The sequence below is a fragment of the Roseibium aggregatum IAM 12614 genome (genome assembly GCF_000168975.1).
Taxonomy (GTDB): domain Bacteria; phylum Pseudomonadota; class Alphaproteobacteria; order Rhizobiales; family Stappiaceae; genus Roseibium; species Roseibium aggregatum.
Window position 1 is genome coordinate 1 of record NZ_AAUW01000012.1, and the last position, 18,908, is coordinate 18,908.

Annotated in this window: 16 protein-coding genes; 12 read left to right on the forward strand and 4 right to left on the reverse strand. The window is 57.3% G+C overall.

Annotated elements, in window-relative coordinates; genetic code table 11:
* From SIAM614_RS16585 to SIAM614_RS16610, 6 genes are all read left to right on the forward strand, one after another.
* On the forward strand, positions 1 to 432 hold a 432-nt coding region (locus SIAM614_RS16585; protein ID WP_208984016.1), incomplete at its 5' end, for a M41 family metallopeptidase.
* 591 nt (positions 433 to 1,023) lie between these two features.
* The gene (locus SIAM614_RS30650; protein WP_157139914.1) at positions 1,024 to 1,698 is read left to right on the forward strand and encodes a hypothetical protein; all 675 of its coding nucleotides are present in this window, start codon (positions 1,024 to 1,026) and stop codon (positions 1,696 to 1,698) included.
* An 18-nt stretch (positions 1,699 to 1,716) separates the two neighbouring features.
* On the forward strand, positions 1,717 to 2,313 hold the full coding sequence (locus SIAM614_RS16595) for a hypothetical protein (RefSeq protein ID WP_006936226.1): 597 nt from the start codon (positions 1,717 to 1,719) through the stop codon (positions 2,311 to 2,313).
* 65 nt (positions 2,314 to 2,378) lie between these two features.
* The gene (locus SIAM614_RS16600; RefSeq protein ID WP_006936227.1) at positions 2,379 to 4,562 is read left to right on the forward strand and encodes a Mu transposase C-terminal domain-containing protein; all 2,184 of its coding nucleotides are present in this window, start codon (positions 2,379 to 2,381) and stop codon (positions 4,560 to 4,562) included.
* A 1-nt stretch (position 4,563) separates the two neighbouring features.
* Positions 4,564 to 5,658, forward strand: coding sequence for an ATP-binding protein (locus tag SIAM614_RS16605; RefSeq protein ID WP_006936228.1), 1,095 nt, complete (start codon positions 4,564 to 4,566; stop codon positions 5,656 to 5,658).
* Positions 5,659 to 5,660: 2 nt separating this feature from the next.
* The gene (locus SIAM614_RS16610; RefSeq protein WP_157139915.1) at positions 5,661 to 7,520 is read left to right on the forward strand and encodes a TniQ family protein; all 1,860 of its coding nucleotides are present in this window, start codon (positions 5,661 to 5,663) and stop codon (positions 7,518 to 7,520) included.
* A 373-nt stretch (positions 7,521 to 7,893) separates the two neighbouring features.
* Here SIAM614_RS16610 and SIAM614_RS32050 read toward each other — a convergent pair whose 3' ends face one another.
* Positions 7,894 to 8,565 carry a hypothetical protein gene (locus tag SIAM614_RS32050; protein WP_157139916.1) on the reverse strand — a complete coding sequence of 224 codons (672 nt, stop codon included), beginning with the start codon at positions 8,563 to 8,565 and terminating at the stop codon, positions 7,894 to 7,896.
* 40 nt (positions 8,566 to 8,605) lie between these two features.
* Between SIAM614_RS32050 and SIAM614_RS16620 the strand changes: the two genes are divergently transcribed.
* Positions 8,606 to 10,363 (forward strand): caspase family protein, encoded by a 1,758-nt coding sequence (locus SIAM614_RS16620; protein ID WP_198137341.1) that lies wholly within the window; start codon positions 8,606 to 8,608, stop codon positions 10,361 to 10,363.
* Positions 10,363 to 11,223 carry a hypothetical protein gene (locus SIAM614_RS16625; RefSeq protein WP_006936238.1) on the forward strand — a complete coding sequence of 287 codons (861 nt, stop codon included), beginning with the start codon at positions 10,363 to 10,365 and terminating at the stop codon, positions 11,221 to 11,223. Before SIAM614_RS16620 ends, SIAM614_RS16625 begins: the two co-directional genes overlap by 1 nt.
* Positions 11,224 to 11,284: 61 nt before the next feature.
* Here the strand turns inward: SIAM614_RS16625 and SIAM614_RS16630 are convergent, their stop codons facing one another.
* On the reverse strand, positions 11,285 to 12,844 hold the full coding sequence (locus SIAM614_RS16630) for a DHA2 family efflux MFS transporter permease subunit (protein WP_006936240.1): 1,560 nt from the start codon (positions 12,842 to 12,844) through the stop codon (positions 11,285 to 11,287).
* Positions 12,845 to 13,059: 215 nt separating this feature from the next.
* The gene (locus SIAM614_RS16635; RefSeq protein WP_208984017.1) at positions 13,060 to 14,355 is read right to left on the reverse strand and encodes an HlyD family secretion protein; all 1,296 of its coding nucleotides are present in this window, start codon (positions 14,353 to 14,355) and stop codon (positions 13,060 to 13,062) included.
* Between the two features lie 439 nt (positions 14,356 to 14,794).
* Here SIAM614_RS16635 and SIAM614_RS16640 point away from each other — a divergent pair, with 439 nt between their 5' ends.
* Complete coding sequence (locus SIAM614_RS16640; protein WP_006936243.1) at positions 14,795 to 15,442, forward strand: TetR/AcrR family transcriptional regulator; 648 nt, start codon at positions 14,795 to 14,797, stop codon at positions 15,440 to 15,442.
* 125 nt (positions 15,443 to 15,567) lie between these two features.
* A complete protein-coding gene (locus SIAM614_RS16645) occupies positions 15,568 to 17,049 on the forward strand; it encodes a protein adenylyltransferase SelO (protein WP_006936245.1) in 1,482 nt (493 codons plus the stop codon).
* Positions 17,050 to 17,129: 80 nt separating this feature from the next.
* Here the strand turns inward: SIAM614_RS16645 and SIAM614_RS16650 are convergent, their stop codons facing one another.
* Positions 17,130 to 17,717 carry a TetR/AcrR family transcriptional regulator gene (locus SIAM614_RS16650; RefSeq protein ID WP_006936247.1) on the reverse strand — a complete coding sequence of 196 codons (588 nt, stop codon included), beginning with the start codon at positions 17,715 to 17,717 and terminating at the stop codon, positions 17,130 to 17,132.
* A 126-nt stretch (positions 17,718 to 17,843) separates the two neighbouring features.
* Here SIAM614_RS16650 and SIAM614_RS16655 point away from each other — a divergent pair, with 126 nt between their 5' ends.
* Complete coding sequence (locus SIAM614_RS16655; protein WP_157139918.1) at positions 17,844 to 18,527, forward strand: PspA/IM30 family protein; 684 nt, start codon at positions 17,844 to 17,846, stop codon at positions 18,525 to 18,527.
* 15 nt (positions 18,528 to 18,542) lie between these two features.
* Positions 18,543 to 18,824 (forward strand): YiaA/YiaB family inner membrane protein, encoded by a 282-nt coding sequence (locus tag SIAM614_RS16660; protein WP_006936250.1) that lies wholly within the window; start codon positions 18,543 to 18,545, stop codon positions 18,822 to 18,824.
* Positions 18,825 to 18,908 lie beyond the last annotated feature (84 nt).

Below are 18,908 nucleotides of genomic sequence, written 5' to 3' on the forward strand. Positions count from 1 at the left end.
CTACCTCGACAAGATCGCTGTCCTTCTGGCCGGACACGCGGCAGAAGAACTTTTTTCGATGAGGCGTCAGACGGAGCCGGTTTGGTTGCAGGCTCAGATCTGGAGCAGGCAACGATGGTTGCTGCCCAGCTGGTGGCCTGCTCAGGCCTGTCGAGCAATCTGGTTTTCAAGGCCAATTTGACAGGAGCAGAGCTCAAGAGAATGGTTCGGGACAATGACAGGTTTTCCAGAGAGTGCGATCTGATCTTGAAAACACAGATGCAGCGGGTACGAGAAATCCTGGAAGCGAACAAGCCGACTATTCAATCAATTGCAGTGGATCTGAAAAAATCAGCGAAGCTCGAACGGCATCAGCTTTCAGAGCATTTGGGTAAAAATACAGAGATTTCGCCATCCGTAGATTCAACAATCATAAAATTGGCGAGAACCTAAATGCTGCTTCTTATCGTTAATCTCGGTTCACTCTTCCCCAGGGCTCCCCTAGTTCGAAAAAACCTGGTAGTAGCTCTCTCCCCGAAACGCCGGTCGCAAATGGGTTGCGATGCGTGTTTCGACTTCGGCTTCACCCACCAGCTCAGTCTGGCAGGAAATAGGAGGTAGCCGACCATGACTTTCATGCACAACAATTCGGCTCTCCGCGAAGCCGCACAAGATCTCCCGATACACAACGCTTGAGTTGGGTAACCGACCGCCTGCGTGATGTCTGACATTCGACATCCGCCGGAGTTGGTTCCCTTCTGCTGTCTCGTCGTGACCTCACCGGTCATGGCGCGCAGTTTCTGTTGCTGATGTCGGGAAACGATACCCACTGATTGTCGTTTTAACCGGCACAGCAACTCTCCCCTCAAGTGTTCGAGTTTCGAACCCGCCACTGCGCGGGAACAGGAGAATTGTGCCATGTGGAATGCATTGAACCGTATCTGCTCGCTTGCCCAGTCCGGGCTCTGCCGATGCCGGTGGTTCCGCCTGCTGAATTGCTGCCGTGAACAGTCACGTCAGGACCAAGTAGGAAAGGAAACCACCATGTCCAACGACAACTTTAATTTCTTCAAGTCTCGCAAGCCGTCCAAGCGTTCTCGCAGGGGAACCCTGAAGTCCTCTGCCTCGTCCCGGAGCTTTTACCCGAACGACACCCTGGACAGCTGGGCCTTCTGCGAAAGCACCTTGGAGCGAGAACTCCTGACCATCGTGCTTGTGCACCCCAGCGTCGTCGGGGTTCAGGAACAGCCTGAGGCTGTCACCTACATCGACGACGACGGCAAGGAGCGGACGCATACGTTCGACTTTCGGATCCGTCTCTGCGACGGCCGGACGATCGTTGTCGACGTCAAGGCTGACAGCCGGCGCTTGAAGAGCGGGATCGATGAGGTTCACCGGCTCATCCAGGAGCAGCACCCCGGCTATGCGGACAAGTTCATTGTCCGCACCGATCGCGAGATCTCTCGCGACGGTGTCCGGAACGCAGAGCTGATCCTGCGGGCACGCACCCTCTGGGATGAGGAAGCCATCGAAGAGCTGCGCCGGCACCTCGCCTCGATGCACGGGGTTTTCCGGTTGGCTTCTCTCGTCGCCCTCTTCGACAGCGAAGCCGCCGGTTTCAACGCCGTCCTCAACCTCATCGACGCCCAGGAGCTGAAGCCGGTGACCCGCGGTCGGATCAACGACAACACCGAGCTTGAGATCTGCAAGGCCGCTTAACAGGAAAGGAATTGGAACATGACTGAACTCACCGGCAACAACCAGATCGCAGATGTGGCCTCCGGATCCGATACTCGGATCCGGCTCGATCCCGAAGCAAGGATCTGGATCAATGGACGCCCGTACGTCGTGGTGACGTTGGATGAAACGACCAACGTGCTGCGGCGTGTGGACCTCCCTCGCGTCTTCGCGCGTTTCACCGACGCCGACCTCAGGAAGCTGATTGCCCGAGGTCGCTTGATCCAGGACTACGGAGCGCTTTCCCCGTTCGAGCGTAGCCTCCGGTACAATCCGGAAGTTACGTTCTGGCACCTGGACCCGGATGTTGCCGATAGCGTGATTTTCCGGATGTACTTCTGCTTTGGGCTTCTTGAACTGGACCGGAAGGGGAAGCTCCCGCGAGGCGATGCCTCCATGGAAGTCGCGATCAGCCAAATCTACGAACGCTGGATGCGCCGGATTTCAAAGTGGGAAGGTTCCTGCCGGCGTCTCCCCACCAACAAATGTCCGAAACCTAGAACCGTCCGGGATTGGCTTCGGAAATTCGAAGCCAGTGACTTTGAGCCCATGGCGCTCTGCCCGCAGCAACACAAGCGCATCATCTGGAGCCGGTGACGCGCCGCCCCTCACGAACTCTCCCCGATATCCGGAATGCATCCCAACAGGAAAGGAATTTGAACATGCTTGAACTCAACACGAACCAGATCGTCGCCTCCACGTCCGCCTCGCGGATCCGCTTCGCTCCCCATTCCGAAGTCATCATCAAGGGAGTTTCGTATACCGAAGTTCTCTCTGATAAAGAGTTCTGCGTTCTGCGGCGCGTCGACAACCCGGACGTCCACAAGAAGTTCACTTACGTTGAGCTGAACGACCTTGTCGCGCAGGGACTCCTTACTGAGGAACGAGGCGCATTTGACCTCTCCAAGCAGGCTCTCAAGATCGGTCCCAACGTCAGGCTTTCCGACCTGAAGCCGGAAGTCGCGGAACTCGTTCATTTCCGCCAGTTCATCTGCGATGAATTTCTCAAGATGGAAGCGGCCAGTGAGGCGTCGCGCAGTGACGCAGCGCTGGAGCTGGCGATCGCGATCCTCCATGGCAAGTGGAGCACTCTGCTTGCGCAGCGTGCTCCTGGGACCCGGTTCAGCAGCCAGCAGACGAAGGGATCTTTCGGGATTCCGAGACCCAGCACCGTCCGCCGGTGGCTTCAGAAGTACGAAGCGGCAAACTTCAATGTGATGGCGCTATGTCCCATGAAGCACAAGTGCGGCAACCGGTCGGATCGCCTTCATCCGGACGTCCGGGCGCTTCTGCGCAATGGCGCTTTGGAATATGCCAGCCTCCTGAAGCCGACCATGGAGAAGGTCTATGACAAATTTGTCGAACATTTCGACGGGCTGAATGAAGCCCGCGCCGAAAAAGGGCTGCCGGCCCTGCCGCTGCCGAGCAAGGCGGCAATGCGTGCGGAAATTCGCAAGCTGGCGCCCTATCACGTCGATGCCGGTCGGCATGGCGTCCCGTTTGCGAAGAAGAAATACGCCTACATTCAGGGCAAGCATGACCCGGAATGGCCCTTGCAGCTCGTCGAGATGGACGAGTGGCAGGTCTCGCTTCAAGCGCTGCTCCAGGGCGATCCCGTTTGGGAAGGGTTGGGCATCACTGCAAAGAAGGAATTGGACGAAGAAGTCGGGCGCATGCAGCTCTCAGCGGCCATCGATGTTCGAACCAAGTGCATCCTGGCGATGCAGCTGGCTCGTACGGCGACTGCTGATCTCGCCATCGCCACTTTGAAAATGGCAATGACCGACAAAGGCGATATCGCTATGGCCTCAGGTTGCGACACCCCCTGGGATATGGCCGGTCGCATCCAAATGGTCCGCGTGGACAACGGTTCGGCTTATCTTGCCGATGCATTCAGCACCTCAGCGATCAATGCCGGGATTGCCGTCGACTACGCCGTTGCCGGCGCGCCCCATCTACGCGGCTCAATCGAGCGTGTGTTCAGCAGCTTCCACACCGGTGTCATTTCGCTCTTTGAAGGACGCACCTTCACCAATGTCGTGGACAGGGGAGAGTACCAGGCAGAGGCTCGAGCGACTCTCACGATTGATAAGCTCAGTGAGGCGCTCGTGCGGTGGGTCGTCGATGTCTACCACAATACTCCCCATGGCGGCCTGGGCGGCCGCTCGCCAAGGGAGGTCTGGCTTGAACTCAAAAACAAGGTCGGTGTCCCTCTGTCGCCCCGGGAGGACGAAATGCGTGCCTGCTTCGGGATCACCGTTGAGCGCGATCTCCGCAGTGAAGGTATCCAGCTTTACTGCAACAAGTACCAGTCCACGGAGCTTCAACGCATTCGTCGGGAGTTTCGTCTCCGGAAGAAGTTGAGGGTTCGCTTCGATCCGGACGATATCGGACACATCTCCGTCGAAACGCCCAAGGGCTGGCTCAAGGTCCCGTGCACCACGCCGGAGATGCATGGAATTCCGCTGGAAGCGCATGTCGAAAACCGGCAGCGCATGCTGGCAAGATACGGTGAAGAAGCCGCCCGCTCTGCCCCGATTGTCAAAAAGGCCCTCGCCGACCTTCGTCGTCTTGCAGATGAATCCCGCGCCCGCCGCGGCATCGCATCGCCGGTCTTCACCGCCACCAACCTCGCCCATCTCGAAGCCCATTTCTCTGACGACCGTGTGCGGGTCGATGAGGCGTTCGACGGCGACATCCTGGGGCTCGATGAACCCGATGACGCCGGAGTGGCAGGTGATCCGGGAGCTGCCGGTGAGACCACCGCGTCACTGGTCAGGGACTCCATGCCGTTCCTGGGCGACGACGATGATGACGATGACTTCGAATATGTTCTGGAGGACTGAGATGCAGACTGAAATGACCCACGATGAAACTGCCGCGGCTGAAGCGCCGGCACAAAATGAAGGAACCCACCATCGACGAAAGCGCAATTCGGAAGTCGCGGTCCTTCAGGCGCAGCTGAAGCACACGTACTACCCGCACGCCCGTGACCGTGCGCTTCTCGACCAGCTCAACAAGCTCTTGGACGATTTCGAGGATTTTGATGAAATTGCCGACCAGGCGGGTCTCAGCCGCGTTGGTCGGCTGAACGAAGGCCGGGCCGTCGTCGTCGTTGGCGAATCCGGTGCCGGCAAGTCCCGCTCTCTGGAGCGCGCCTTTGCCAAACTCGGGATGACCGACCGATCGGACAAGACCTTTGTCGTCTCCGTCCGGGCTCCCTCTCCGTGCAACCTCAAGCAGCTTGGCATCGAGATCCTGGATGGCCTGCGCTATCCGGTTGAACGTGACCTTCGGGAAAACGTCGTTTGGCGCCTGGTCCGGGAACAGCTTGCCATGCGTAAGATCAGCTTCCTGCACATTGATGAATTGCAGCATCTGACACAGCTGAACAACCCGGCCGAAGCCCTCAAGGTGTGCGATACCCTCAAGGGCCTGATGCAGAATTCGGATTGGCCGATGTGGCTGATCCTGTCCGGCATGCCCAAACTCGCGCACATCATCGAGAGTGACTTCCAGCTGCGCCGCCGCAGCACCTTTGTTCGCCTTGACCAGCTAACCACCTGCAAGGAAGACCTGAAGGAAATCCGAAACGTTCTCGGCAATATTGGTCAAAAAGCGGAATTGACCCTCGACGACCTTCCAATTCAGGAACTCGCCAGCCGTCTGCTCCATGGCACTGAGGGTCGCCTGGGATATCTCATTGAGGTCGTCCAGGAAGCTTTTTCCCTGACGCTGCAAGAGGGGCGGAAGACCCCCCTCATGGGTGATTTCGAGCGAGCCTATGAGGCCAAGACCGGTTGCCGCCCGGAGCACAACGTCTTCGCCGACGGCGTCGAGTGGCAGAACGTTGACGTCCGCAACACGCTCTTTCCCGACCAGGACATCGAGGAAAAACCGAACCCCGGCAATCGACGTCGTAACGCCGTGCGAGGCGCATGAGCATGAAACTCGATCCCTTCTACGTCCCCACCTGTCACCCGGAAGAAACCCTCACGAGCTTCGTGTCGCGCGTCGCCGCCATGGCATCTCGCAGTGCCCGCGACTTCTGCCTCGACATGGGCCTGAACTTCCAGTCCCTGTGCGATGGCGACCAGAACGCGGTTGGCGCCTTCGCCGAGCTTGCCGGCTTCGATAACGGAAGTTTCCCGGGCGCCATTCTTGAGCGCACCGGCGACCGTTCTTTCAAGATGAACGCCGAACCCCTTCCCAGGGCGTCGCTTCGCCGCTCGACGGTTCGCGTCTGTCCTCACTGCATCAAGGCAGATCTGGAGTGCAGCGCTGACCATGAGAGGGTTCGGCCATATGGCCGCTGGTCCTGGATGATTGCATCCGTCCGGACCTGCTCGAAACACAATACGCCTCTGATCGTGGCCGCGAACGACGATAACCCTCAGATGCTGCACGACTTCTCGCAGCATCTTCAACCCTTTGCGGAGGAGATCGACCGGCATGTTGCCGAGGCACGTGACCGGATGCCGTCGGACTTCGAGACCTATGTCCAAAGCCGCATCAAAGGCCAACCGTCCAAGTTCTGGCTCTCGTCCCTCCCCGCCTACGCCGCCGCCCGGTTCTGCGAAATCATCGGAGCCACCAAGATCCATGGCGCCCAGGTGATGGCGGAGAGCCTGTCGGAGGACCAATGGTACGACGCCGGCCAGGCCGGCTTTGAGATTGCCGCACATGGCCCCGAGAGCATCCGGGTGCACCTCAACGACATGCAGCGGGCATTCATGCAGACGCGACACGCGTGGGGCCCCAAGCAGATCTATGGACGTCTCTATGAATGGTTGGCGCATGAAACCGGCGACACCGCTTACGACGCTCTCCGCGAGATCATCACCGAGCATGCTTTCAACACGCTGCCCATGGGACCTGACGACGAAATCTTCGGCAAACGACCGGTCAAACGGATCATTCACTCCATCCACTCCGCCCACCTTGAAACCGGCGCCCATCCAAAGCGGCTTCGAAAGGTTCTCCATGCGGTCGGTTTGATTGCTGATGAACAGATTGCCCTGTCAAACGAACGAACCCTGTTCCGTGCCGACGACGCCAAGTTCTATCTGGACCGGATCGAAGAGAGCATGTCCCTCAAGCAGGCCCGGGCCTACATCAACGCGCCTCGTCCCGTTGACCGGCGACTGTTCGAGGCAGGTATTCTGAAGCCCTGGCTCCAAGGCGGAACAGATGTCTTCAAGAACCATGCCTTCGCAAAACGCGATCTCGACGAATTCCTGTCAGCGTTGGCTGCTGGAACAGCGCCAGTAACGGATGAAGAAAAGTCCTTGGAGCCAATCCTGCGTGCAGCGAAGATGGCGAACTGCTCCACACTGGAAGTCGTGCAACTGATCCTGGACAATCGCCTGGGCACGATCCGAACGGATCCGGACCTGACTGGCTTTCTTGCCGTACTCGTCGATCCGGAGGAAGTGAAGTCACTTGTCCGTCGGGAGGACCACGGCGGATATTCGCTTCGCGAAGTCGAGCAGAAGCTGAAGACCACGACATGGGTGATCAAGGCGCTCATCGAGCAAAATCACCTTGAGGCTGAAATCGCGGTCAACCCGATCAACCGCTGCCCGCAGACCATCGTGAAGCGAGACGTCCTGACCGCCTTTATGGACAAGTTCGAGACCGCCAGTTCCCTTGCCCGCAGATCGGGGTCTCATCTCCAGACCATGATGAAACGCCTTGATGGTTTGGGCGTCGGCCCCGCCTTTCCCAAGGACCAGATCCCGGCAACCTTCTATGCGTTGGACCAGGTCCGGTTAGCCGATCCGGATCTCATTCCGGCGCCCTGAACCGGCAGCCTCGCGACCGTCGATGACGCCTCCCACTCCGGGAGGCTTTTTTTGTGCCTGCCGTCCAGATTTCAAGGACTTAGGCTTCTATTGAGCCAGATTATTCATGTATTTGAGTACGACTTTGGCCGAAACCCGGGAATGACTGAGCCAAAATTGAAAATAAAGCTGTTTAATTTCAATGACTTATTTTCTCCATGAGCCATACTATGCATTCACGTACACGGCCAGCACCGGCCGGAGGTTTGGATTTGATTGCTTTCAAAGCTTAGCCGGGAGTTCGCCCAGGCCGGTGTCCACCAGCCACAGCGCGGCTCCCGGCGCCCAGACGAAAAAACCCGCCCGTCGGAAACGATCGGGCGGGTTTTGTTGTTCAGCGAGTCTTCCTTACAAGTGGCAAGACTTCTTCCAAGCTGCCACTTCGCATTGACCACCAATTGAACGGGCACTGCCCGTTCAATTGTTTCACGCCCAGCGGGATCGTCTGGGTCATATAGGCCGACGTCCCCTCCAGATGGTTTTCGGCAGCAAATTCGCGGCAAACCTTGACGCGTGTCGAGACAGGCCTCTGCCCGAGCTGGAAATTGTAGCCCGCTCCCGAGGGTTTGACGAATGGCCGGAAAACAGGTCCTGGGCAATCGGCCCGGCTCTTCGCCTGGTGAGCAAGTTCGTTGCCTCCTTCGAAGAACATCCGCCCCGTACCGCAAGTTTCTCCGCTTCGGATGACGATATGTCGACCCGGATCATGAGTGCCGCTTCGCCGCCTCAATAAACTCAGCCGTCCACAACCGGTTATTCCTAAAGTCCCAGTTATGATCTTCCGGGCCGTCGGATCTGGAACCATCGGTTCCGGCAACCCCAAAAAGACAAGTTCCTGCGTTCGGTCAGCAAAACTTTTTTCTCTCAATAGCGTGTCGGGTTGCCCGCCAGTCAACGCCATCACCTCGTTCCCATCTCCTCGAATCGGCCGATTGTCATCCGACTCCTTGTCAGGCGTCTTGAAATTGAGCTTGCAACCAATGAATGCAGGATGAACAATGCCCAATCAAAACTGGAGGAGGAGGCCCCAGTTGGTGAAACTTTGCTTGACCATCGGTGTGTCCAGAGCCCCACCGCTCTCCTATTTGCCTGGCGCTATTACAGCAGCGAAGGAAATGAAGGAATGGGCTGAGCGGTCGGGTTATAGGACGACGATCCTCACGGATGACGGGAAAGTATCCGTTACAGTCTCCCGCATTCGCACCGCGCTTCTGGAGCTCCTTCCGGAAAACGACATCGTGAATGCGTTCGTTTTGCATTTTGCCGGCCATGGCTACCGCGCCGGAGCAGAACAGAACATGTGGCTCCCAAGCGACTGGAACACCGAATTACGTGCAATATCGGTAGAAGGTTTGAAAAAGCGCCTCTATGGCCATGGCATCGAGAACCTGACCATATTGAGTGACGCTTGCCGTTCGCTTCCATCCAGCGTGGATATCGCTGATCTCAGTCAGGATTCGGTTCTGCCACGGGGGCCATACGACCCTAGTTTTCCGATCATCGACCGCTTCAACGCCGTCACGGACGGTAGAGAGGCGTATATGTTGCCGGGCGATGAAAACGCCCCTGCCCGGTGTATCTTTTCTTCCGTTTTGCTCGAAGGCCTCTCTGGCCATCACGATGAAGCGTTCGACAAATACGTCAGTGACTGCGTTACCTCCGAGTCACTGGATCTTTTCAGCAAAACGAGAATGAAAGAGATTAGCGAACTTTATCGTCTCAAGTGCGCTCCCGAAAATACAGTCGGCACCCCAAGGGATCATTTCATCTATTTCCGCCGCGACAATCCCGGAAACGGCGATGCCGCGACATTGCGGTGGCCCGCACCGCCGGAAACGCCATCGGCACCAAGTGCCGGGGCCGAAATCTTGAAGCATGCGCCGCCTCTGAAAGATGAAGCGCTCTTTGAATTAGCGCCGGCTCCACCCAACGAGAGGCAGCCTCAAGACATCCGACAGAGCTTCCGTCTTGGAAGAGAATATACAAATGACGATGTTAATCTCGTCATCCTTGGGCCGACGCCGACAAGAATCTGGACAACAGAACACGCAGCCGACACCGGAAATAAGGTACGCTCAAGCGAGTATAAGGTTGAAGTTTCACCTCAAAGCACGACCCAGATCCTGGTCGAGTTCAACGACGGTATCTTTGCATCGGCTGTTGTCTACGATCAGCTTCTCACCGTCCTGAGCCGTGATGAACATGGGGTGATCGGTTGGGCTTGCGCCAGTCGTTGGACCGAGGCGCAGCCCCAGATCAACTCCTCAATTGACGCCATTTCCAACCTTCAGGCGGGAAGCCTTTCCGCCGACCAGGTCGATAACATCGCCGCCCAACTTAGAGAGATGAAGCACGTAAACCCAACGTTAGGGGCGATATCGAGCTATCTTTACGACTATAGCGGCGACATCGACAGCATTCGTCGGATGGCTTACTTCTATTGCCTCTACGGTCAGGGCATCCCTTTCGATATTGCCTATATGGGACTGTTGCCCTTCCACAGGAACGCACCAGTCTACGCGACCGATGTCCCTCCAATAGCCGCGCGTAACGCCACTCCGGAAAACGATAGATTGCCTGAATGGGTCACGAGACGCACCGACCCGATTTCCGGTTTCGTTGCAGGCCTTTGGCCTTGGCTGCGCCAGGGCTGGGAGTTTGTCGAAGAGCCGGAAAATGAGGAAGCTATTCCTGCGGAACACATTCGAGACGCCATTCCTTATCTGCTCCCATCCCAGTTCACGTCCTTTAGCCGAGATGGCGCGGAAATTTTGATCCGAAAGTTTCATATGGAGGGAAACTGATGAAGGTCTTGATGATACACGGCATTGGGCAGGAAAGTTCAACCCAAAAAGAGCTTCTCGAAAAGTGGACTGAGAGCCTTCACAAGGTTTCGCCCGGGCTTCTTGCGAATGCAGAAACACGGATGGCCTACTACGGCACGACACTGGCGAACTGGGCCAATGGTGATACGGCCGTGGGAATGGGGACAGGTGCAACCGATGTGAACATCGGCGACGCAGACGAGGTTGCCTTTCTTACATCCGCACTTCGAGAAGCGGCAGAAGTTCAAAATCTGACGGATGCAGACATTGCCTCGGCGGAACAAGACGCTGCTGAGGCCGTTGCAATGGACAGCATGACGGGCCGGTTTCTTGTCGGCCTTGTGCGCGCACTGGAAAAGATTTCTCCGCTGAAGGGCTCCTTGTTGCTCCGCGTCGTAAAACAGGGACACACCTACCTGTCCTCGCCTGGAGCCGGCACGGCGGTCGACAATCTTGTCAGGCCTTACCTGAAAGAAAGCCCGCAAGTTGTCATCACACATTCGCTGGGAACGGTGGTCGCGTTCAAACTGTTGCGAGAAATACAAAAGAGTGGCACGGACATCGAGATCCCGCTCCTGATAACAATGGGATCACCGCTAGGCTTGGAGGCATTCAAGAAGAAACTCGGTCCGCCCCGGTTGAAGCCGCAGTCCGTAAAAAGATGGATGAATTTCTACGATCCGTCGGACTTCGTCTCACTCGGCAAAGCTTTACATAAGGAATTTGCAACAGGCATCGAGGACGATGGCACGGTCGACAACTTCACCGATAATGCCCATGGCATCATCGGTTATCTGCCGCATCAGGGTGTGGTGCAGGCGTTAAAAGCCGTACTTTGATCACAAAACAACGTCATCCACCAACCAAACCATGTCCGGCTACGTTTCCAATCGGACCTTTTTAGTGCCCACCACCACCGCCGGCAGGTACCGGTTTCGGCCGTTCCACGAAATAAAGCGCGGCGACAAGGGCGACGAACATGCCTGTCAGGATCAGGAAAACATCCGAGAAAGACAGCAGAAACGCTTCCCGGCTGACGATGCCCGACAGGGTTTTCAAGGCGGCGGTTTCCGCGCTCTGACCAAGCTCCGAAAAGGCATGTGTCATGTTGGTCAAGGTCTCGTTGACGACGGGACGTGACCAGTTGACCGTTTCGGAAATTCGCTCGTAATGGAAATCCTGTCGATTGGTCAGCAGCGTGTTGATCACCGCAAGGCCTACTGCTCCGCCCAGGTTCCGCGTCAGGTTGAACAAGCCCGAAGCGTTCTTGATCATTTGCGGCGGCAGCATTCCAAGTGCGATGTTGTTGATCGGCACCATGCACAGCATGAGCGAGCAGCCGCGCAGGATCTGCGGCACCAACAGTTCCCAGAAATCCCAGTCATGGGTGATACCTGTTACCATGTAAGTGCCAATGGCGAAGCCGGAAAACCCGATTGCCATCATCACACGCGGATCGAGCAAGGACATCAGTCGGCCCGCAATCGGCGCCGTCAGAAACATGGCAAGACCGCTTACGAACATGGTTTCGCCGATCTGCAACGACGTATAGTCGCGGACGCCGCTGAGATAGACCGGATAAAGATACGTCAGGCCGTAAAGACCAACGCCCATGACAAAGCTGAACAGACTGCCCATCGCGAAGTTCTTGTCGGTGAACGCCCTGAGATCGACGATGGGTTCGCGTGCGGTAAACGCCCGCCAGAAGAAGATGGCGGCCCCCAGAGCGGTCACCGCGGAAAACAGGACGATCTCGCCACTCTGGAACCAGTCTTCACCTGAGCCTTCTTCCAGAACGAACTCCAGCGACCCGAGAAAAATCGCCATGGCCGCGAAGCCGTACCAGTCGAAATGGTCGAGCAGCGACAGATCCGGCTCGTCGAAATCGATCAGGGTGACCGCGGCAAGCGTTACGAAGATGCCCGGCACCACGTTGATAAGAAACAGCCAGTGCCAGGACCCGAATTCGGTGAGATAGCCACCAAGGGTCGGGCCGATGGTCGGCGCAAGCGTGGCCACCAGACCGATGACCGGAGAGATGACGTTGAATTTCTCGCGCGGAAAAATCAGATAGGCGGTCGCAAAAACCGTCGGGATCATGCCGCCGCCGAGAAATCCCTGCAAGGCGCGGTAGATGATCATCTCCTCGATGGTGGAGGCCGTGGCGCACATCAGGCTCATTATGGTGAACCCGGCAGCCGACAAAGCGAACATCCAGCGGGTGGACAACATGCGCGAGAGATATCCGGACAGCGGGATCATGATGACCTCCGCGATCAGGTAACTTGTCTGCACCCAGGGAATATCGTCCTGGGAAGCGCCTAGGCCTGCCTGAATTTCAGACAGGGATGCGGACACGATCTGGATATCCAGGATCGCCATGAACATGCCAAACACCATGCAAAGAAAGGTGAACAGCTTGCGTCCGTCGATGGATTCGCTTTGTGCCGTCTCGCTCATGTGACGTAGCCTTGGACCGGCTGGCATTCTGTCGAAAGCGGCAGAAAAAACTCTTGGCCGGTCAGTCGAAAAAGTTGGAGCCCCCTACGGCATGCTGCCGACCAAGGTTACTCTTCAAAGGGGCGGTATCCGCCAGTGGCGGATACCGGGCGTGTGCGGTTGGAGGCCGCGGGGAAGACTTGATCTGGTGCGGATCCTTGTCCTGCACCGCAAACCTAGTGAAGCGCTGAAACGGTGACATCGGCCTTTTGGCCGCCTGTCCTGGTGTCGACCGCGACCACCACCGACATGCCCGCCCGCAGATGGCCGCTCGTGATTTCCTCTTCCGGAACCTTGATCTTCACCGGGACGCGCTGAACCACCTTGGTGAAGTTGCCGGTCGCATTTTCCGCCGGCAGCAGGCTAAACACCGAACCGGTGGCAGGGGCAATGCTTTCGACAGTTCCGCGGATCGGCTGGTCCGGATAGGCGTCGACGGAAATTTCTACCTCTGCCCCGGGCTGAATGCCCTCAAGCTGGGTTTCCTTGAAATTCGCGTCGATATGCGTGTCGGCCAGCGGCACGATTGCCGCAATCCGGCTGCCCGGCTGCAGCAGGGAACCCACCTGGGCGGCCCTGTTGCCGACAATCCCGTCGACAGGTGCCCGAATGACCGTGAAGGCAAGATCGCGTTCGGCCTTTTCAAGCGCGGTTTTGGCAGCAACCACCGCCTGCTCGGCTTCCTTCTGTTGCCCGTTCAGCACATCGATGTTGGCTTTGGCAAGCGTTACCGCTGCCTGGGCATTTTCAAGATCCGCCTGAGCCCCTTTCAGCGCAGCGTCTGCGGTATCGAGTGTTGCCTGGCTGGCAAACTTGTTGTCCGCCAGCTTCTTCTGGCGGTCAAAATTGGCGGAAGCTTCGTCTTTTTTTGCCGTGGCTGCCGCAACAGACGCTTCAGCCTGTTGAACGGAGGCCTTGGCAGCCGTGATCTGGGTTGCGATGCGATTGACCGTCGCCCGGGCGCTGTCGATGGAGTCCTTGGCCGACTGAACGGCCAGCTTGTAGTCCCCGTCATCGATCTTCAAAAGGACGTCGCCAGCCTTCACACGCTGGTTGTCGCCAACGGCAACCGATGCAACATAACCGGAAACCTTGGACAGGATCACGGTTATGTCGGCAGTCACATAGGCGTCGTCCGTGCTGGCGATAAATCTGCCTTCGGTCCACCAGTGATAGGCTTCATAACCACCGAAACCGAGGCCCGCGAGCAGGATCAGCGTAAAGACCCGCTTGGCCTTGCCCTTCTTTTTGGGCGGAGGTGTTTGCTCAGACGCTGTTGAAATCGACACCTGGGCCTTCGACGGCACAGCCACCTGCCCGCCCTTGGCCTCGCTCGCGTCTTTGGTATCGGACGGTGTTGCCTGCTTGCTTTCTGCGCTGTCGGCAGTCTTTCCGTCATCCTTCTGGGGGCTCGCGGTCTGCGGCCCGCCACCGATCGCACCGCTCTCGTTGCGGCCTTCTCTGAGTGCCACGATGGTATCCTTTGCCCAAATTCTTGACCGCTCAATCATTGACTGAACGGTTCGGTCAATGGCATTTATATGTTCAATATCCCAGTCAGTGCAAGGGTTGCGGCAAATTTTTTGCGGCGCACACAAGCTCAAACCCATTGAGCAACCGCGATAGACTGACAAGGAGAAAGGAATAAACGGCAGTGGCCTTTCATGATCGCCACCCGGGAGAATGGATTATGCTGGCCGGTCCCTCGTGGCTTTACAACCAGCTTGCTGTTGCAGGTTCGAGCAGGAAAGATTGAACGGTTCGGACTAATGGCCGATAGTAATGAGAATGATGAATCACCTGGCGGACAGTTGACTTCAGAACCGATAAGACAAATTCTGCAACACTGCATATATTTGACGAAATAACTTGTTATAACTGACTGAAAAACGGCAGAAATTCGAGATTGCGATGACCACCGACACACAGGAACTACCGGCGCTTTCCGAAGATCCGGCCCAGAAAACTGACAACGCCAAATACCAGCAGATTCTAGCCGGGGCGCGAAAAGTCTTTCGGGCGAAGGGCTTCGACGGTGCCAGTATGGAGGTGATCGCCAAGGAAGCTGGCGTCTCGAAAGGCACGCTCTACGTCTACTTCAACAGCAAGGAAGCGCTGTTTGAAGCTCTGATCCTGCAAGACCGCTACAGCCAGGCGGAAATCCTGCGAGAAGCTCTTGTGAGCAAGGCGGATGTCGAAACCGATCTGCGCCGGATCGGCCGCAGCTACCTGCAGAAAATGTCCAAGCCGGACAAATTGTCGACCCTTCGCATGGTGATCGGTGCCGCCGAAAAGTTCCCGCAATTCGGCATGCTTCTATATGAAGCCGGGCCCTGCCAGGGCCGGCGAGACCTCGGCGCTTTCATCCAGGAACGGATCAATCGCGGTGAGTTGAAGGCTTGCGACGCTGAACTGGCGGCCGGCCAGTTTTTTGACCTGTGCGTGGCGGGCGTGCTGAGACGCATGCTTCTAAACGCCAGTCCCAAGCCGAGCCAGGAGGAAATCGAGAACAACATCGATGCTGCGGTGAAGGTGTTCATGGCAGCCTACGCAGTGTAACAGGCGACGCTTTGGCCGTCGTTGCTGCCCCTTCGATCAAAAATCCAGTCCGGCGGGGCGGACAGACTGTCTGCAGCTCCTATATTAGGCGGTAGAAACCAATCCCATAGATCACAGCAGGTTCCATGACTGCCCGACCGCCCATTTTCCAGTTCGACAATTCCTATGCCCGGGATCTGCCCGGTTTTTACGTGGCCTGGGAAGGTGCTAAAGTGCCTGCTCCCGAACTCGTGCTGTTCAACCGGGATCTCGCGACGGAACTCAACCTGGATGCTGACCTTCTGGAAACGCCGGAAGGCGCCGAGATCTTTGCCGGTGTCAGACAGCCTGACGGTGCCTCACCTCTCGCTCAGGTCTATGCCGGCCACCAGTTCGGCGGCTTCTCGCCGCAACTCGGGGACGGTCGCGCGCTTCTTCTCGGCGAGATCATCGATAGCGCCGGCAATCGCAAGGACATTCAGTTGAAAGGGTCGGGCCCGACCCCTTTCTCCCGCGGTGGCGATGGCAAGGCGGTCGTAGGACCTGTTCTGCGCGAATACATCCTCGGCGAGGCCATGCATGCGTTGGGCATCCCTACAACGCGGGCGCTGGCAGCGGTCACAACGGGAGAAACCATCTACCGGGACGGTCCGAAACCCGGCGCTGTGCTGACGCGCGTGGCGGCAAGCCATTTGCGCGTCGGAACATTCCAGTATTTCGCGGCGCGTGGTGAAACGGACAAACTGCGCCAGCTTGCAGATTATGCCATAGCCCGCCATGCCCCGAATCTCGCCGGACAATCAGACAACTACCTCCGACTGTTCCGGGGTGTTGTCGAGCGACAGGCTGCACTCATGGCCAAATGGGTCCTGGTTGGCTTCGTTCACGGTGTGATGAACACCGACAACACCACGATCTCCGGCGAGACAATCGACTACGGACCCTGCGCCTTCATAGACGCATACGACCCGGCCGCCGTGTTCAGTTCCATCGACCATGGTGGGCGCTATGCGTTCGGTCGGCAGCCCGTCATCATGCAATGGAACCTTGCCCGCCTTGCCGAAACGCTGTTGCCTCTGATCCAGCCCGACGATCAGGACAAGGCAGTCGATCTGGCAAGCACCGAACTCGCCCGCTTCCCTAACCTCTACCGCTCTGCGTGGCTAAGCGGCATGCGCTCGAAAACCGGCTTGCAGAGCGAAGCGGAAGACGATCAGGATCTCTTCGAGGCCATGCTTTCAGCGCTGCAGGAGCAATCGGTCGATTACACGCTGTTCTTCCGGCATCTCGCAGACGCTGCTGTCGGCACCCCACAAAAGCTGCGTGATCTTTTCATGAGCCCGGTACAGATTGATGGCTGGCTGGAGCGCTGGAGGCAACGCCTTGAAAGGGAAGGCAAAGCCGTGGCTGAGATCAAGGCAGGAATGGACAGCGTCAATCCCGTCTACATTCCAAGAAACCATCTCGTGGAAGAGGCCCTCCAAAGCGCAGAGGTCGGAGAGTATCATTTGGTCAATAAGTTACTGGATGTTCTTCAATCTCCATACGAAGAAAAATCCGGCTTTGAGGCCTACGCACTCCCCGCACCTGCTGCATTTGGCCCCTACCAGACTTTTTGCGGCACGTGACCAGAGATTTTCCGCTAACGGACGTTTTCCGGGGCTTGAAGCTCAGGCGACGTTTGGCGCGATAAGCTGGCAATGTCTTTCTAGCCGGCCAGGCGCTCGACCAGAAAGTTCATTTCCTCTTCCAGCTTTTCGCCAGACAGGCCAACGAAGCGCGCTTCCAGGCTGATCGTGACGAGACCATGCACGGCGGCGAAGGCAGTGCGTGTGCGCGCGGCTAGGTCTTCATCCTGCATAGTGGGATCGAGCTCGCGCAGGGGCGCTGCAATAAAGCCGAGGAGCGCGATGTTTTCCTGTATATGCCACTCAGGCACCGCCTTGCCTTCAGGCAATTGGTGGCTGAACAGGGTCATCCAGAGATTACGGTTGTCACGCGCAAACCCCAGATAGGCCAGAGCCAGCACTTTCAGGCGCGCCAATGGCTCGTCCACGGTTTCGACTTTCGATGCCATCAGCTCCTTGATGCGCCCGAGGGTCACCGAGTTGACCGCAAGCAGCAACGCATCCTGATCCTCGAAATGCTTGTAGACCGACCCGACGGAATAGCCGGCATCGGCTGCGATTTTTCTGATGTTGACCGCTTCCATGCCCCCCGCTTCCACGGCGGCGATCGCCGCTTCCAGAACGCGCCGATGGGTTTCTTCGCTTTTAGCTTTTTGAACTCCGGCCATTAACCGTATCGCACCTCAAAAGTGAACATTGTTCATTTTTCTTCTTGACCTAATCAAAATGATGTGGCTTTGTCAAATAGTGAACAACGTTCACCTTTTGAGAGAGGCACGATGTTTGAGCCATTCATGAACCAACTGAAGGCGCTGTTTCTAGCCAGCGCAGAGGAAAGCCGGGACAGCCAGTCCCTTGCTCTCCTGTCGATCAACACCCGCACAGCCGCGGCATCCGTCCGCACTGCCCAGGTTGCTCTTGCCCGCGCAAAGGCAGAACAGCAGCAGGACCGCAAGCGGCTGTGGCAAATCAATGCATCCCTTGAAGATCTTGAAAACCGGGCTCGCAACGCCCTGCTTAAAGGTCTTGAGCCCCTTGCTCGAGAAGCAGCGGAAGCCATTGCGCTGCTGGAAGACGAAAAGACGGCTCTCGAAGAAGCAATCCACTCCTTCGACGGCGAGCTTTCAAGTCTCACCGAAACCCTGCACCGCGCCCAGAGCCGTCTGCGCGCCCTGAAGCGCGGCGAACGCACGGTGGAAGTTCGAGACCAGATCCAGAAAGCACAGTCTTTCGGCACAACGACCGGCCAGTCGGCCCTCGCAGTTGCCGAAGAAAAGCTGGAGGAGATCCGCCGGCGTCAGGAGCGCGATCACATAGCCGATCGGGAATTCAAGGCCCTGTCGGCAGCAGATAATCCGAGCGCGGTTATCGAAAAGCTGGGCGACGCCGGATGCGGCGCGCCTGTGAAAACCAGAGCGGACGACGTGCTCGCCCGCCTGAGATCCGACCTACCCCTTCTTCTGGAAAAAAGCAGCTAACACGAGGACAAGACCATGCAGGAAGCAACAATCAAACATTCCAACAACTGGACCATTTTTACCGCTGGCAGCTTTGCCATTGCCGCTATCATGATGGCCCTCGGTATCTGGAACCTTGAGGCGAGTTTCTCCGCCAAGGGTTTCTACACCATGGCCGCGATCATGCTTGTCCATACTGCGGTAACATTGACCAAGACGCTGCGTGACCGCGAGGAAGCCAGCAAGTTTTACAACCGTCTGGAAGACGCAAAAACAGAAAAACTGCTGATGGACATCAGCAAACCGGAACACGCCTGATCCCAATTTCAAACCGGACGGAGACCTTTTAGCTCCGTCCGGGTTTTTATACCGAAGGTTATAAAGCCGCCGAAACATCGGCAG